Annotated in this window: 16 protein-coding genes and 1 riboswitch; of the genes, 8 read left to right on the top strand and 8 right to left on the bottom strand. The window is 73.8% G+C overall.

Annotated elements, in window-relative coordinates; genetic code table 11:
* Positions 1 to 4: 4 nt before the first annotated feature.
* Positions 5 to 895, bottom strand: coding sequence for an NUDIX domain-containing protein (locus tag BJK06_RS15395; RefSeq protein ID WP_070418624.1), 891 nt, complete (start codon positions 893 to 895; stop codon positions 5 to 7).
* A gap of 67 nt (positions 896 to 962) precedes the next feature.
* A riboswitch (TPP riboswitch) is annotated at positions 963 to 1,058 on the top strand.
* On the opposite strand from BJK06_RS15395, the gene thiM reads away from it, so the two are divergent.
* The 3 genes from thiM to thiD all read left to right on the top strand — a co-directional run bounded on the left by thiM (position 1,047) and on the right by thiD (position 4,134).
* Complete coding sequence (thiM, locus tag BJK06_RS15390; protein WP_070419529.1) at positions 1,047 to 1,895, top strand: hydroxyethylthiazole kinase; 849 nt, start codon at positions 1,047 to 1,049, stop codon at positions 1,893 to 1,895. (Overlaps the previous riboswitch by 12 nt.)
* The gene (gene thiE, locus BJK06_RS15385; protein WP_070418623.1) at positions 1,892 to 2,632 is read left to right on the top strand and encodes a thiamine phosphate synthase; all 741 of its coding nucleotides are present in this window, start codon (positions 1,892 to 1,894) and stop codon (positions 2,630 to 2,632) included. The genes thiM and thiE overlap by 4 nt, the downstream gene beginning before the upstream one ends.
* Positions 2,629 to 4,134, top strand: coding sequence for a bifunctional hydroxymethylpyrimidine kinase/phosphomethylpyrimidine kinase (thiD, locus tag BJK06_RS15380; RefSeq protein ID WP_070418622.1), 1,506 nt, complete (start codon positions 2,629 to 2,631; stop codon positions 4,132 to 4,134). Before thiE ends, thiD begins: the two co-directional genes overlap by 4 nt.
* Before the next feature lie 229 nt (positions 4,135 to 4,363).
* On the opposite strand, the gene BJK06_RS15375 is transcribed toward thiD, so the two are convergent.
* The 4 genes from BJK06_RS15375 to BJK06_RS15360 all read right to left on the bottom strand — a co-directional run bounded on the left by BJK06_RS15375 (position 4,364) and on the right by BJK06_RS15360 (position 6,206).
* A complete protein-coding gene (locus tag BJK06_RS15375) occupies positions 4,364 to 4,873 on the bottom strand; it encodes a metallophosphoesterase (RefSeq protein ID WP_070418621.1) in 510 nt (169 codons plus the stop codon).
* A complete protein-coding gene (locus BJK06_RS15370; protein ID WP_070418620.1) occupies positions 4,870 to 5,340 on the bottom strand; it encodes a MarR family winged helix-turn-helix transcriptional regulator in 471 nt (156 codons plus the stop codon). The genes BJK06_RS15375 and BJK06_RS15370 overlap by 4 nt, the downstream gene beginning before the upstream one ends.
* Positions 5,341 to 5,425: 85 nt before the next feature.
* Positions 5,426 to 5,887, bottom strand: a complete 462-nt coding sequence (locus tag BJK06_RS15365; protein ID WP_070418619.1) for a VOC family protein — start codon at positions 5,885 to 5,887, stop codon at positions 5,426 to 5,428.
* 22 nt (positions 5,888 to 5,909) lie between these two features.
* Entirely contained in the window at positions 5,910 to 6,206 is a 297-nt protein-coding gene (locus BJK06_RS15360) for a GNAT family N-acetyltransferase (protein WP_070418618.1), read from the bottom strand.
* Positions 6,207 to 6,298: 92 nt separating this feature from the next.
* On the opposite strand from BJK06_RS15360, the gene BJK06_RS15355 reads away from it, so the two are divergent.
* On the top strand, positions 6,299 to 6,946 hold the full coding sequence (locus BJK06_RS15355; protein ID WP_070418617.1) for an NADPH-dependent F420 reductase: 648 nt from the start codon (positions 6,299 to 6,301) through the stop codon (positions 6,944 to 6,946).
* A gap of 185 nt (positions 6,947 to 7,131) precedes the next feature.
* Here the strand turns inward: BJK06_RS15355 and BJK06_RS15350 are convergent, their stop codons facing one another.
* Positions 7,132 to 8,100: an aldo/keto reductase gene (locus tag BJK06_RS15350; protein WP_070418616.1), complete on the bottom strand. Its 969-nt coding sequence runs from the start codon at positions 8,098 to 8,100 to the stop codon at positions 7,132 to 7,134.
* A gap of 98 nt (positions 8,101 to 8,198) precedes the next feature.
* On the opposite strand from BJK06_RS15350, the gene BJK06_RS15345 reads away from it, so the two are divergent.
* A complete protein-coding gene (locus tag BJK06_RS15345) occupies positions 8,199 to 9,467 on the top strand; it encodes a hypothetical protein (protein WP_156794884.1) in 1,269 nt (422 codons plus the stop codon).
* A gap of 105 nt (positions 9,468 to 9,572) precedes the next feature.
* Here the strand turns inward: BJK06_RS15345 and BJK06_RS15340 are convergent, their stop codons facing one another.
* Positions 9,573 to 10,430, bottom strand: a complete 858-nt coding sequence (locus BJK06_RS15340) for a LysR substrate-binding domain-containing protein (RefSeq protein ID WP_070418614.1) — start codon at positions 10,428 to 10,430, stop codon at positions 9,573 to 9,575.
* Between the two features lie 143 nt (positions 10,431 to 10,573).
* On the opposite strand from BJK06_RS15340, the gene BJK06_RS15335 reads away from it, so the two are divergent.
* The gene (locus BJK06_RS15335; protein WP_083403507.1) at positions 10,574 to 11,899 is read left to right on the top strand and encodes an MFS transporter; all 1,326 of its coding nucleotides are present in this window, start codon (positions 10,574 to 10,576) and stop codon (positions 11,897 to 11,899) included.
* Between the two features lie 360 nt (positions 11,900 to 12,259).
* On the opposite strand, the gene BJK06_RS15330 is transcribed toward BJK06_RS15335, so the two are convergent.
* Positions 12,260 to 12,907 (bottom strand): NAD(P)-dependent oxidoreductase, encoded by a 648-nt coding sequence (locus BJK06_RS15330; RefSeq protein ID WP_070418613.1) that lies wholly within the window; start codon positions 12,905 to 12,907, stop codon positions 12,260 to 12,262.
* Positions 12,908 to 13,000: 93 nt separating this feature from the next.
* On the opposite strand from BJK06_RS15330, the gene BJK06_RS15325 reads away from it, so the two are divergent.
* Positions 13,001 to 13,369, top strand: coding sequence for a helix-turn-helix domain-containing protein (locus BJK06_RS15325; RefSeq protein ID WP_070418612.1), 369 nt, complete (start codon positions 13,001 to 13,003; stop codon positions 13,367 to 13,369).
* 44 nt (positions 13,370 to 13,413) lie between these two features.
* Positions 13,414 to 14,442, top strand: a complete 1,029-nt coding sequence (locus BJK06_RS15320; protein WP_070418611.1) for an NADPH:quinone reductase — start codon at positions 13,414 to 13,416, stop codon at positions 14,440 to 14,442.
* The last annotated feature ends 24 nt before the right edge of the window (positions 14,443 to 14,466 follow it).

Below are 14,466 nucleotides of genomic sequence, written 5' to 3'. Positions count from 1 at the left end.
GCGGTCAGAACTGGTCGCGCAGCCAGGCCGGCCCGTGCACCGAGGCGCCGAGCTCCTCGACGCGGGCCCGGAGCTCGCGGTCGGCGGTCACCACGACGACCGGGGTGTGGCCGGCGTCCACCGCGGCCCGGGCAGCCTCGACGATCGCGTCGTCACCCGACCCCGGCGCGCGCACGACGGACACCGGCTCGTCCGCGCCCACGGCGTCCCGCGCCGCTCCCTCGAGCACCACGGTCCACCGCGGCCACCACCGGTCGAACGGCAGTGCGAGCACCTCGGCCGACACACCCGCCGCGGCGAGCGCCCCCACCGACCCGAGCAGCCGCGACGCAGCCCCCGCCCGGTCCTTCCACCACCCGTCCGGCACACTGCCGACCACGTTCGCCGCGTCCACCACGACGTGCGGTGTCGTCTCGATCCGTGCCCGCAGCGCCGGCCACGACGCCCCGAACCCGGGGTGCAGGGGCAGGTCCTCGACGTCGCCGACGGGCACCCAGGCCAGTTCGAGGCTCTCGCGGTCGGCGATCACCGGTTCGAAGGCCCTGGAGGCGCGCCCCACCACCGTCGTGTACGTCCAGAACCCGAGGTCCAGCACGGCGGTGTGCCGGAGGTCCACGCCGTCCTCGGGCACGCCGGCTTCCTCCGCCGACTCGCGGAGCGCCCCGGTCACGGCGTCCTCGCCGAGGTGGCGGGCTCCGCCCGGGATCCCCCAGGTGCCGCCGTGGTGGCTCCACTCGACGCGGTGCTGCAGGAGCACGCGCCCGGAGCCGTCGTCGACGAGGAGTCCGGCCGCGCCGAACCGCCCCCAGGCCTTGGTGCCGTCGGGGCCGACCGCCCAGGCGTCGCCGGGGTCGCGGGGGCCGGGAGGCGGCCCGGGAGGCGTGGTGTCTGGCACCCGTCAACCCTGTCACACGGGACCCGTCATGTGACCGGAGACGTCGCAGCCGCTCGTGTACGGTGTCGGTCGAGACACGGGGTGCCGCAACCAGCGGCTGAGATCACACCCGTCGAACCTGCTCGAGCTCGTACTCGCGAAGGGATCGTCCATGCACACTGCTGCGCCCGCCCCCGACTGGGCCCGTCGGACCGCCGAACTCCTCGAGGCCGTCCGCGCCCGGAGTCCCCTGGTGCACTGCATCACGAACACCGTGGTGCAGAACGTCACCGCGAACGTGCTGCTCGCGCTCGGCGCCTCGGCCGCGATGGTCGACGTCGTGACCGAGGCCGGGCCGTTCGCCCGGGTCGCCGACGCCCTGCTGGTGAACACCGGCACGCCGCACGCCGAACCCCGGGCCGCGTCGCTCGAAGCCGCCTCGGCAGCGGTCGACGCCGGCACGCCCTGGGTGCTCGACCCGGTCGCCGTCGGCTCCCTGCCGGTGCGGACGGCCCTGGCCCGGGACCTGCTGGCGCTCGGTCCGACGGTGCTGCGGGGCAACGCCTCCGAGGTGCTCGCGGTGCTCGGCGCCTCGGCCGGTGGTCGTGGCGTCGACAGCACGGTCGGCACCGAGGACGCGCGCGTGGCTGCGGTCGACGCGGTGGCCGCCAGGCGCGTGGCCGCGGTCGCCGTGTCGGGTCCGGTCGACCTGCTGGTCGCGCCCGGCATCGGCGTGGTGCGGGTCGCGAACGGCACGGAGCTGCTCACGCGGATCACCGGCGGCGGCTGCGCGCTCGGTGCCGTCGTCGCCGCGTTCACCGCCGTCTCCCCCGAGGACCCGGGCGCGGCCGCCGTCGCCGCGACCGCGGTGCACACGATCGCGGCCGAGTTCGCCGCGCGCGAGGCCGGCGGACCGGGCACGTTCCAGCCGCTGTTCCTCGACCGCCTGGCGTCGCTCTCGCCGGACGAGGTCGTGCGCTCGGCGCGCATCACCGTGGAGTCCCCGGCGGTGTCCGCGTGAGCGCCGGTGGGTTCGGCGTGTACCTCGTGACGGACCCGGCGCTGTCGGACCGGCACGGCATCGGTGTGCTCGGGGTCGTCCGTGCCGCGGTGCACGGCGGGGTGCGGATCGTGCAGGTGCGCGACAAGGACGCCTCGGCCCGTGACCTGCTGGCACTGACCGCCGCGGTGGCCGACGCCGTGGGCGACCGCGCGACCGTGGTGGTCGACGACCGGTTGGACGTCGCCCTGGCCGCTCGGCACGCCGGACACCGGGTCGCGGGCGTGCACCTCGGCCAGTCCGACGTCCCCGTCACCGCCGCTCGCGCCCTGCTCGGAACGGACGCACACGTCGGGCTGACCGCGAACACCCCGGAGCACCTCGCCGCCGTCGCCGCACTCCCCCGCGGCACGGTCGACCTGCTCGGGGTCGGCGTGGTGCACCCGACCGCGACGAAGGCGGACCACCCGCCGGCCCTGGGCCACGACGGGTTCGGCCGGCTCGCACGCGCGACGGACGTGCCGTGCGTGGCGATCGGCGGGGTGACGCTCGACGACGTCGGGCCGCTCCGGGCAGCCGGTGCTGCGGGCGTGGCGGTCGTGTCGGGCATCTGTGCCGCGGCCGACCCCGGGTCCGCCGCGGCGGCGTTCGTGTCCGCGTGGGGCACTGGACCCGACCACGGGGCGGAGCCGGGGCCGTCGGGTGGTGGCGATCCGTTCCTCCTGGCCGACGCGACGCACCACGGGGCGGACGCATGAGCGTCCCGCGCGTCCTGAGCATCGCCGGGACCGACCCGACGGGTGGGGCGGGGATGCAGGCGGACCTCAAGGCCATCGCCGCGCACGACGGCTACGGCATGGGCGTCGTGACCGCGCTCGTCGCGCAGAACACGCACGGGGTGCGTTCGGTGCACGTGCCGGACGTCGCGTTCCTGCGCGAACAGCTCGACGCGGTGTCGGACGACGTCGTGGTCGACGCCGTGAAGGTCGGGATGCTCGGCACCGCCGAGGTCGTACGGGTCGTGACCGAGTGGCTCCGCGAGCACCGCCCACCGGTCGTGGTGGTCGACCCCGTGATGGTCGCGACGAGCGGGGACCGGTTGCTCGACGAGGACGCCTCGCGGGCGATGGCCACGCTGCTCGGGCTCGCCGACCTCGTGACGCCGAACCGGGCGGAACTCGCGGTGCTCGCCGAGCTGGCCACCCTGCACGGACGGGCCCCGGACAGCGCCGAGGACCGGGCGCTCACGATCGCCCGCACCTGGGACGTGCTCGTGCTCGCGAAGGGCGGCCACGACGGCGGCGACACCTCGGACGACGTGCTCGTCGGGCCCGACGGGGTGCTCCGGACGTTCAGCGCGCCACGCGTCCGGACGACGAACACGCACGGCACCGGGTGCTCGCTGTCGAGTGCGATCGCGACGCTCGCGGCCCGCGACGGCGACTGGGAACTGGCCGTCGGCACGGCGAAGCGCTGGCTGACCGCGGCCCTCCGCGGCGCCGACGCCCTGCACGTCGGCACCGGGAACGGTCCGGTCGACCACGGCGCGCTCGTGCGTGCGGAGCGGCCGGAGCCGAGGTGGACCGACCGCTGGTGGGACGACGTCGCCGAGGTCCTGCACGAGACGATCGCGTGCGACTTCCTCGCCGGGATGCGCGCCGGGACGCTCGACCCCGAGGTGTTCGCCGCGTACCTGGCGCAGGACGTCCACTACCTCCGCGCGTACGAGCGGCACCTGGCGCTGCTCGGCTCGTGGACCACCGGGGCCGAGGCCGCGTTCTGGCAGGCATCGGCCCAGGGCTGCGCCGACGAGGCCCGCGAACTGCACCACCGACGCCTCGCCGGCACGCACGCCGAGGACCCCGTCCACCCGGTCTGCGCCGGCTACCTCGCCCACCTGCAGGCCGCTGCGGACTCCGGGTCCGTCGGGGTCCTCGCCGCGGCGGTGCTGCCGTGCTTCCGCGTGTACGCGTGGGTCGGGACGCAGATCGGCACGGTCGGGTCGGACCACCCGTTCGCGGACTGGATCGGCGCGTACGGCGACCCGGGGTTCGCCGAGGCCTCCGCGGACGCGACGGCCCGGGTCGAGCGGCTCGCCGCGGCGGCGACGCCGGCCGAGCGCGGCACCATGACGCGCGCCTTCCGCGCGTCGACCGCGTGGGAGCTCGCGTTCTTCCGGATGCCGACCGCGGGGACGGGCCCGGGGGCGGGCTCGGAGGCGGGCCCGGACTGTGCCGCCGGAACGACACGCTCCCGCTGAGCGCCGCGGTCCCTGGCGCGGAAGCGACAGGGTGCCGTCACGGTTCGACGGCACCCTGTCGCTTTCGCGGGCGGGGGCGGGCGGGGCGCGCGGACGGGCCGACGGGTCGGGCGCGGCGCGCGGACGCGTCGGGCGGGGCGCGCGGGCGGGGCGGGCGGCAGCGCGGCCAGGGACGCGGGGCGTCGCGGACGGGAGGCGCGGTGCGGGGCCGACCCGCGCCTCCAGGCCGTCAGCGGGTCGCGGGAGGCAGCCGCACCAGCTCGACCGACAGGTCGCGGCCGTCGACCGCACCGCGCATCCACGTGTGGTCCGGCTGGCGGCGCCGGTCCGTCGGCGAACCCGGGTTGAGCAGCCGCAGCCCCGACGGCGCGACCGTGTCCCACGGGATGTGCGAGTGGCCGAAGACGAGCACGTCGACGTCCGGGTACGCGGCCGTCATGCGACGCTCACGGCCCGTCGCGGCACCGGTCTCGTGCACCAGGGCGACGCGCAGGTCCTCGACGGCGAAGCGCGCCTCGAGCGGCAGGCGGTCGTCGAACTCGGGGCCGTCGTTGTTGCCGCGGACGCCCTCGAACCGCGCCGACCGGGCCTGGACGGCGTCGAGCGTCGCGAGGTCCACCCAGTCGCCGGCGTGCACCACGAGGTCCGCGGCGTCGATGTCCGCCCAGAGCCCGGCCGGCAGGTCCTTCGCCCGCTTCGGCAGGTGGGTGTCCGAGAGCAGGACGAACGAGGTCGTCACGGCGTGGTGCGTCCGGGCATCGGCAGCCCCGCCTCGTCCGCGGCGCCGAGCCGTTCGAGGAGCCCCGCGAGGAGCGCGATGTCGTCGTCCGACCAGCTCGCGAGCCGTTCGTCGAGCGCGTCGCGGTGCAGCTGCACGGAGCGTTCGAGTGCAGCACGGCCGGCATCGGTGGCCACGAGGGGCTTGGCGTTGCCGGTCCCGCCGTCGACCGTCCGGATGAGCCCGGCCGCCAGCAGCCCGGACAGCTGCCGCGAGATCGTGGAGCGGTTCAGCCGCAGGTACCGGGCGATGTCGATCGCCATGCAGCCCTCGTGCTGGACGACGAAGTCGACGAGGGACTGGTCGACGACGCTGAGGATCGCCTCCGAGCCGCGTGCCCGGATGCTCGCGCGGCGGGTGATGCGGGCGAGTTCCGTGTACGCGCGTCCGATGTCGCTGTTGCGGACATCGGGCCTCGGTTCGCTCATCGGACGGACTCCAGCCTGTCTGCGCCGGGACCTGCCGGCGGTGTTCGGTCCCGCCACCATACCGGCGGGTACGGATCGCGCCGGCTCAGTGACCCGCCGCGGCGGCCCGCAGGGCGGGGATGTCGAGCTTGACCATCTGCATCATGGCCTCGAAGACGCGGGCGTTGGCCTCGGGGTCGCCCGAGCCGGTCATCAGGTCGCCCATCATCGACGGGGTGACCTGCCACGCCACACCCCAGCGGTCGAAGAGCCATCCGCACCGGCTCGGACGGCCACCGTCGGCGAGCAGGGCGTCCCAGATGCGGTCGAGTTCCTCCTGGTCGTCGACGTCGACCTGGAACGAGACCGCGTCGGTGTGCTCGTGCCCCGGACCGCCGTTCATCGCACGGTAGGGCTTGCCGAGGAGCGTGAACTCGACGACGAGGGTCTGCCCGTCCGGGGTCTTGCTCACGCTGTCGATGCTGCTGTCGGGGAAGAGCGACACGTAGTGCTCCGCCGCCTGCTCGGCCTGGTCGTCGTACCAGAGGAACGGGGTGATCGTCGGCATGGGCGGGGCCTTCCGGTTCGGCTCAGTCCGCAGCGCCGCGGCTGAGCAGGTCTGCCTTCTCGGGGTGCTCGTCGAACCACTTGCCGACGAACCAGCACATCGGGACGATGCGCCGGGTGGAGTTCGCCTCGACGTCGGCGACCGCGAAGTCGACGAGCTCGGCGGCGTACCCGTGCCCGCGGTGCTTCGGCACCGTGTACGTGTGCGGGAACGCGATCGCGTCGCCGTTCTCGCGGTAGTCGAGGACGCTCACGAGTTCGCCGCCGACGTACATCGCGTAGCGGTCCTGGTCGGCTTCGTCGCGGAACTCGTGGTCCATGCCGCCATCATGCACCCTCGGCGGCATCGAGGGCGGCAGGCGGTCAGGCCGTCGGGAATGGGCGGGTCGGGGTCGGGCGTTGCTCGGACACCATGACGACAATCGGCATCATCGGCGCAGGCAACATCGGATCCCAGCTCGCACGGCTGGCGGTGCGGAACGGACACGAGGTGGTGATCGCGAACTCCCGCGGCCCCGAGACCCTCACGGACCTGGTCACGGAGCTCGGCGCGGGTGCCCGGGCCGCGACCCGCGACGAGGCGGCCGCCGCTGGCGAGATCGTCGTCGTCACGACCCCGCTCGCCGCGATCGAGACCATCCCGGCCGGCCCCCTCGAGGGCAAGGTCGTGATCGACACGAACAACTACTACCCGCAGCGCGACGGCCACGTCGAGGCGCTCGACTCCGAGACCACCACGACCGCGGAGCTCCTGCAGGACCACCTGCCCGGCGCCCGGGTCGTGAAGGCGTTCAACCACATCGGCGCCGCGGACCTCACCGGCCACGCCTCCGCTGCGGGCACCCCGGACCGTCGCGCGCTCGTGGTGGCCGGGGACGACGCCGAGGCCAAGCGGGTCGTGTCGGACCTCATCGACCAGTTCGGGTTCGACGTCGTGGACGCCGGGCCCCTCGCCGAGGGCTGGCGCATCCAGCGCGACACCCCCGGGTACGGCCCGCGGCTGACCGCGGCGGAGCTGCGCGAGGCGCTCGCGTCCGCGGAGCGGTACCGCGACATGTAGGTCGCGACCCCCTGCGGGACGGGAGGCGCGGGTCGGTCTGGCACCGCGCCTCCCGTCCCGCAGGCGCCCGCCCGCCCGCAGCTGCGAGGCGAGACTCGGCCCCACGGACAGTTCCGCGGCCGATCGGCCACGAAACTGTCCGCCGAGCCGAGACTCGGCGTCCGCGGCGCGCCGGCGGTGCTGGCTCAGGCGCCGTCGAAGACGAGCGTCATCTCGGCGAGGTCGTCCTCGGACGGCTCCCACGCCGTCCCGGCCTCGGCGTTCTGCCGGATCTGCTCCGGCTTCGTCGCCCCCGCGATGACGCTCGACAGCCCGGGCTGCGCCAGCAACCACGCGAAGGTCGCCTGCAGCATCGTGACGCCGCGCTCGTCGCAGAACCGCTGGAACTCCTCGAGGATCTCCCACGGCGCGTCCTGCAACAGCTGCGGCTTCGCCGTGGTGAGCCGCCCGTCCGAGGGCCCGCCGGCCTTCGTGTACTTGCCCGTCAGCAGGCCGTTGTACAGCGGGAAGTACGGCAGGAACCCGAGCGCGTACGCACGGACGGCCGGCAGCACCTCGTCCTCGACGCCCCGGGCGAGCGGGCTGTACTCGTTCTGCGCGGACACGAACGCCGTGGTGCCGGCGATGGAGGCGGTGAGCTCGGCCTCGGCGATCTGCCACCCCGCGAAGTTCGAGTGGCCGATGTATCGGATCTTGCCCTCGCGGACGAGGTCGTCGAGCACGGACAGCGTCTCCTCGATCGAGGTCACGTCGTCCGGGCCGTGCATCTGGTAGAGGTCGATCCAGTCCGTCCCGAGGCGCTTGAGCGACGACTCGACCGCCAGCCGCACGTACCGCCGGGAGCCGCGCACGCCCCAGTCCGGCCCGTTCACCCCCTGCATGTCCATGCCGAACTTCGTGGCGAGGACGATCTCGTCGCGACGTCCCGCGATGGACCTGCCGAGGAGCTCCTCGGACAGCCCGCGCCGGCCGCCGTAGACGTCCGCGGTGTCGAACAGGGTGACGCCGGCGTCGAGGGCCGCGTGGACGACGGCGTCCGTGCCCTCCTGCGTCTCGGTCAGCGTGCCGGGTCGGCCGAAGTTGTTGCAGCCGATGCCGACGGTGGAGACGACGAGCCCCGACGGCCCGAGTGGACGGTGTTCGATTCCGGTCATGCCCCGACCGTACCGGCGACCCCGGAACTGGGGCTGCGCCAGCCGTACGGGTTGCCGTTAGAACTGACGATGGATCAGCCTACGGAGGGAGCACCGCAGTGGCATCGCATCGCATGCCGGACGAGGACCGGCCGCGTCGCGCCGTCCCCGACTGGGTCACGGCTCCCCCCGAGGGCGCGGCAGACGGCCTGGAGGCGCGCCCCGCCCCCGTCGCACCCGCCCCCGCTCCGGAGACGACCGGCCCCGGCAGCACGCTCCCCGCACCGCCCGCCACACCGGCACTCGTCGACGACGACATCGTGGTGCCCGACTTCCCGCCGGAGGAGCACCTCCTGCCCCCGGCTCCGACCTCGCCCGCGGTGCACACGGTCCCGTTCGACACGGCCTCGATCGGCCCCGCCCCGGTCTCGCCGATCGACGCCGTCGGTGCCGTCGGTGCCGTCGGTGCCGTCGGTGCCGTCGGTGCCGCGTCCGTCACTCCGGGGGCCGCACCCGCTCCCGCCGCGCCGGTCGTCCCGGCGGGCCCCAGCGTCCCGGTCGTCGGTCAGCCCCGGTTCTCCGTGCCGGGCCTCGAGCACGTCGTCGTCGAGGGGTCGGAACCGGCTCCCTCGGGACCGATCGGCTACCGCACCCCCGCCCGGTTCGCCCACCAGCGCCCCGCCGCTCCGGCCGCCGCGGCTCCGGCGACCGCCGCTCCGGCTACGGCGCCGGCCTTCGACGCCGTCATCGCTCCGCCGGCGCCCGGGGGCCCGGGATCGACACCGGCTCCGCGTGCGGAGGCGCTGCCGCCGACCGAAGCACTTCCCCTGATCGACCTGCCGGCCCGCGGCTCGGACACGGGACGCGGCCGGTCGACGAGCCCACGAACGCCGAAGGGCACGAAGCCCTCGAAGGCCGCGAGGCCCGCCCGGCCGGCGCGCACGAGGAAGCCGACCGCGAGGACCGCGACCGACCCGACCCCGGCGGTGGACGCGACCACCCCGGCTGCCGCGACGGTGCGTGGCGGGGGCGGGCCGCGCCTCCAGGCCGCCGGGACCACGCAGCGGGTGGGGACGACTCCCGGGGCCGTCCTCGGCGCCCTCGCCGGACTCGCCACCCTCGGACTCGGCGCGTGGTGGTTCACCGCCCCCGCGACGGTGCACGGTGTCGGGCTGGTGCTCGGCGTGCTCGCGCTCCTGCTCTCGATCGTGACGGTGCGGCGGCCCGAGGCGACGTGGCAGCGGCCGCTCGCGCTCCTCGGTGCCGTGCTCGGCGGGGTCGGGACGCTCGTGCTGCTGTGGGCCGTGGCCTCGGCGGTGCTGCCGCTCGTCGGGGTGACGCTGCCGGACCTCACCGGGACGGGGACGGTCCCGACGCTCGCGCCGTAGCGCGCCCCCGCGCCCCGCGCCCGGCGCACTTCGTGAGCAGAAATGGTCGGGTGCGCGCCACCGACCCGACCATTCCTGCTCACGAAACGACCACGGCCGCCCCGCTCACACCGCGCGGACCACCCCGCGCGACAGGATCGCGTTCGTCAGGGCGTCGATCGGTTCCCGCTGCACCGTCGGGTTCGCGATGAGCACGTAGTCGACCGCCGGGAGGTCCGGCAACGCCAACCGCTGCGACACCTTCACGAGGTCCGCGGGGATGAGCGAGTGCGGGAAAACCGCGACCCCGATCCCCGCCCGGACGGCCGCGAGCACCCCGTTCACGTCGCGCGTGTTGCAGGTGATCCGCCACGTGCGTCCGGCGGATTCGAGCGCGTCGATCGCCATCTGTCGACTGATGCTCGGCGCCTGGTACGCGATGAGCGGCACGGGCTCCCCCGGCTCCAGCGCGATGCCGTCCTGCGCCATCCAGACCATCTGGTCGGTCGCGACGCGGGTGCCCTCGGCGGACTCCCCCGCGGTCTGCTTGATGAACACGAGGTCGAGCTGCCCCGCGTGCACCCGGCGGAGCAGTGGTGACGACTGGTTCACCGTCAGCTCGAGGTTCACCTGCGGGTGCAGCCGTCGGAAGTCCCGCAGGATCCGGGGCAACTGCGTGATCGCCAGGTCGTCGGCCGCCCCGAACCGGAGCCGCCCGCGGGTCGCGGCTCCCGAGAAGTACGCGTCGGCGGTGGCGTGCGCCGCGAGGATCGTCCGCGCGAACCCGGCCATCGCGTCCCCGTTGTCGGTGAGCGCCACGCCCCGGGTGTCCCGCGCGACGAGGGTCCGGGAGACGGCCGTCTCGAGCCGCCGCACGTGCTGCGACACCGTGGGCTGGCTGATCCCGAGTCGGGCGCCTGCCTGGGTGAAGCTCCCGGTCTCGGCGACCGCGAGGAATGTCTGCAGCAGAACCGGATCCAGCACCGGACACCCTTCGTCGTGACGACCCCATTCGACTTCGCAATGGAGTGATAGCCACCATAGGGGTATCGAATGGGCCGCGCGCAGTTAGTTTCGAGTGGGTACAGTCCCGCCTGCTCCACCTCGACCTTCGGAGACCCCCACTCGTGAGTGCGTCATCGACGACCCTCCCCCCGCCCACCGAACCGCTGCCGATCCAGGCCACCAGACCGCCGTGGCGCCACACCCTCATCGCCCTGTCGGTGCCGAACTTCCGGCTCTTCACCGCCACGAACCTCGTCGCGATGACCGCCGGCTGGATGCAGCGCATCGCGCAGGACTGGCTCGTCCTGCAGCTCACCGGGTCGGTCGCGCAGGTCGGCATCACGGTCGCGTGCCAGTTCGCGCCGATGCTGCTGTTCGGGCTCCTCGGCGGAGTGCTCGTCGACCGGTTCTCCAAGCGCGCGCTGATGATGATCACGCAGGGCTCGTTCGCCGTGCTGTCGGCCCTGCTCGCCGTCCTGACGCTGTCCGGGGTGGTGCAGGCGTGGCACATCTGGGCGATCGCGTTCGTCGTCGGCATGGTCACCGTCATCGACAACCCCGCGCGCCAGGTGTTCGTCACCGAGATCGTCGGCCACGAGCACCTGCGCAACGCGATCAGCGTGAACTCGTCGGTCTTCCAGCTCGGCGGCATGATCGGCCCGGCCCTCTCCGGAGCGCTGCTCGTCGCGGTCGGCGCCGGCTGGTCGTTCGGCGTCAACGCGATCGCCTGCGTCGCCGTGGTCGTGACGCTCGGGTTCCTGAAGGTCTCGGAGCTCCACCGCACACCCCCGGCGCCACGCGGGAAGGGGCAGCTCGTCGAGGGCCTCCGCTACGCCGTCCGGAAGCCGACCATCATCGTGCCGGTCATCCTCGTGGCGTTCTTCTCGGTCTTCGCGCTGACGATGCCGGTGCTGCTGTCGGCCTTCGCGTCCGAGGTGTACGACGTCGGCGCCGGTGGCTACGGCGTGTTCAACTCCGCCGTCGCGATCGGCGCGCTGGCCGGCGCACTGCTCTCGACGCGGCGCGCCACCGTCCGGCTCCGCACCATCGTCGGCGGGGTGTTCTGGACGGGGATCCTGCTCGTGGTCTCCGGCTCGATCCCCGTCATCGCGCCGTTCACCGTCGCGCTCGTCGCCGTCGGGATGTCGCAGCTGCTCTTCCAGACCGCGTCGAACTCGCTCGTGCAGCTGTCCTCGAACGTGGCGATCCGCGGCCGCGTGATGTCGCTCTACGTCCTCGTGCTGCTCGGAGGGCAGGCGATCGGCGGCCCGCTCATGGGTCAGGTGGTCGACCACTTCGGGGCCCACGTCGGGATGGTCGTCGCCGGAGGCGTGCCGGCCGCGGCCGCAGCCGTCGTCGGGCTCGTGCTCGCCCGCCGCGGCGGGCTCCACCTGGCGGTGCGGATGCGGCACCACATGCCGGTGCCGTCGATCGTCGGGCACCGCTGACGCGTCGGACGGGAGGAGCGGTGCGGGCGGGCGCCGCGCCTCCCGTCCGACGCGTGGTCGCGCTGGGCGCGCGCGCTCGCTGCTCCCGTCGTCGGCGCCGCCGCGCCCCCGCCGCGCCTTCGCGCCGCCGCGTGGCTGCACTGCCGCGTGGCGTCGAACCACGAAACCGACGTGGAACCAGGCGCACCGCCTGGTTCCATGTCGGTTTCGTGGTTCCGCACCGAGCGCGCGCTGCGCGCCCGCACGCACACCGCCCCGCGCCGCCCCGCGCCGCGCCGCCCCGCACAAGCAAAGTCACCCGGAACCGCGCGATGGCGCAGTTCCGGGTGACTTCCGTTGTGCGGAGGCGAACCGAACCGCCTAGTAGGCGACCCCGAAGCGCGCCTGGTGGTGTGCCGGCGAAGCGATCTCGTCGACGAAGGCGATCGCGAAGTCCTCGCCGGAGATGTCCGAGTTGCCGTCGGCGTCGGTGAGCAGGACGTCGTCGGTGGTGCGGTAGGTGCCACGACGCTCGCCGGGGTTGTAGCCGCCGAACGCAGCCGCCGGGCTCACGTAGAACCAGTCGACGTCGGTGTCCGACGCGCGGAGGGCCTCGAGGACCTGACCGTGGCTCTTCGCCTCGCCCTTGAACGCGTCGGGGAACTCGGCCGTGTCGTACAGCGCCGGGCCGCCCTCGGCGACGAGCAGCGAACCGGCTCCGCCGACGATGCCGAGGCGCGCACCGGCAGCAGCGGCTGCGTCGACGAACGGCTGGAACGCGTCCTTCAGCTCGCTGCCGTCCGCCTGCACCGCGTGGAGCGCGACGACGATGACGTCCGCACCCTTCGTGACCTCGGCGACGAAGTCGGTGTCGAAGGCGTCACCCTGCGCGAGGGTGAGCCCCTCGGCCGGCTCGAGCTTCGAGGTGTCGCGGGCGACGGCGGTGACGGCGATGCCGCGGGAGAGGGCCTCGCGGGTGATGGCGGAGCCGGCGTAGCCGGTGCCACCGAAGACGACGATGCTGGTCATGGAGCAGTCCTTTCGTGGAACGTTGACACTCACCGTACAAGCGTTACTCTCTTTGAGTAAGTAGGCACCTCACGGTGCGTAACGGAGGTCGTCGTGTCAGCACTCGAGTACAGCCCCTACGCCGCCGAGTGTCCCTCGCGACAGCTGCTCGACCGCATCGGCGACCGGTGGAGCGTCCTGACGATCGGCACCCTCGCCGACGGTCCGGCACGCTACTCGGCGATCGCCACCCGCGTGCAGGGCGTCTCGCAGAAGATGCTCACGCAGACGCTCCGGGCGCTCGAGCGCGACGGACTCGTCACCCGCACGGTCTTCCCGGAGATCCCGCCGCACGTCGAGTACGAGCTGACCGATCGCGGCCGGTCCCTGCGCGAGGTGCTGAAGCCGCTCGAGGACTGGGCGACCTCGCACATGGACGACGTCGCGGTCTCCCGCGAGCAGTACGACACCCGGCCTCGCTGAGCGCCCCCGGAATCCCCGCGCGACCGCCGTGGTTGCCTGGGGACATGCGATCAGTCGTCTACTCGAAGCCCGGTGACTCGTCCGTCCTGACCCTCGAGGAGCGTCCGATCCCGGATCCCGGTCCTGGCGAGGTCCGTGTCCGTGTCGTCGTCTCTGGTGTCAACCCCACCGACTGGAAGGCCCGCGCCGGCGGCACCTACGGCGACGGCCTGCCGTTCCCCGAGATCACGCCGAACCAGGACGGCGCCGGAGTCGTGGACGCGGTCGGCGAGGGTGTCGACGGACTGTCCGTCGGTGACCACGTCTGGCTGTACATGGCGGCTGCGAGTCGCCCGACCGGCACCGCCCAGGAGTACACCGTCTTGCCCGCCGCCCGTGCCGTCCCGCTGCCGGAGGGCACGAGCTTCGACGTCGGCGCCTCGCTCGGGGTCCCGGCGATGACCGCGCACCGTGCCCTCACGACGCACGAGCACGGTCCGGACCGGCTCGCTCCGGGAGCCCTCGACGGCAAGACGGTGCTCGTCGCCGGCGGCGCGGGAGCCGTCGGACACGCGGCGATCCAGCTCGCACGCTGGGCCGGCGCGACCGTGCTCACCACCATCAGCTCGGACGCGAAGGCCGCGCTCGCCACCGCCGCCGGTGCGCACCACACGGTGAACTACCGCGACGAGGACGCCGGCGCGCGGATCCGCGAGATCGCCCCCGACGGTGTCGACATCGTCGTCGAGGTCTCGATCCCGCAGAACGCCGGGCTCGTCGCCGAGGTCCTGGCGAACCACGGCGTCGTGTCGATCTACGCGAACAACGGCGGCGACGAAGCCACCCTGCCGATCCGCCCGAACATGAGCGTCAACGCCCGCTACCAGTTCCTGCTGCTGTACACGATCGGCGACGAGGCCCTCGCGGCAGCGGCCGAGGACGTCACCGCGGCGCTGCGCGACGGTGTGCTCCCCGTCGGCGAGGACGCGGGCCTGCCGCTCGTGCGGTTCGCCCTGGAGGACACCGCGGCAGCGCACGACGCCGTCGAGCAGGACACCGTCGGCAAGGTGCTGATCGACGTCAGCGCGGAGTGACGAAGCGCTGCGTCCGCCCGGGTC

The organism is Curtobacterium sp. BH-2-1-1, assembly GCF_001806325.1.
Lineage (GTDB): Bacteria > Actinomycetota > Actinomycetes > Actinomycetales > Microbacteriaceae > Curtobacterium.
This window is presented reverse-complemented; position numbering and strand designations above follow the sequence as displayed.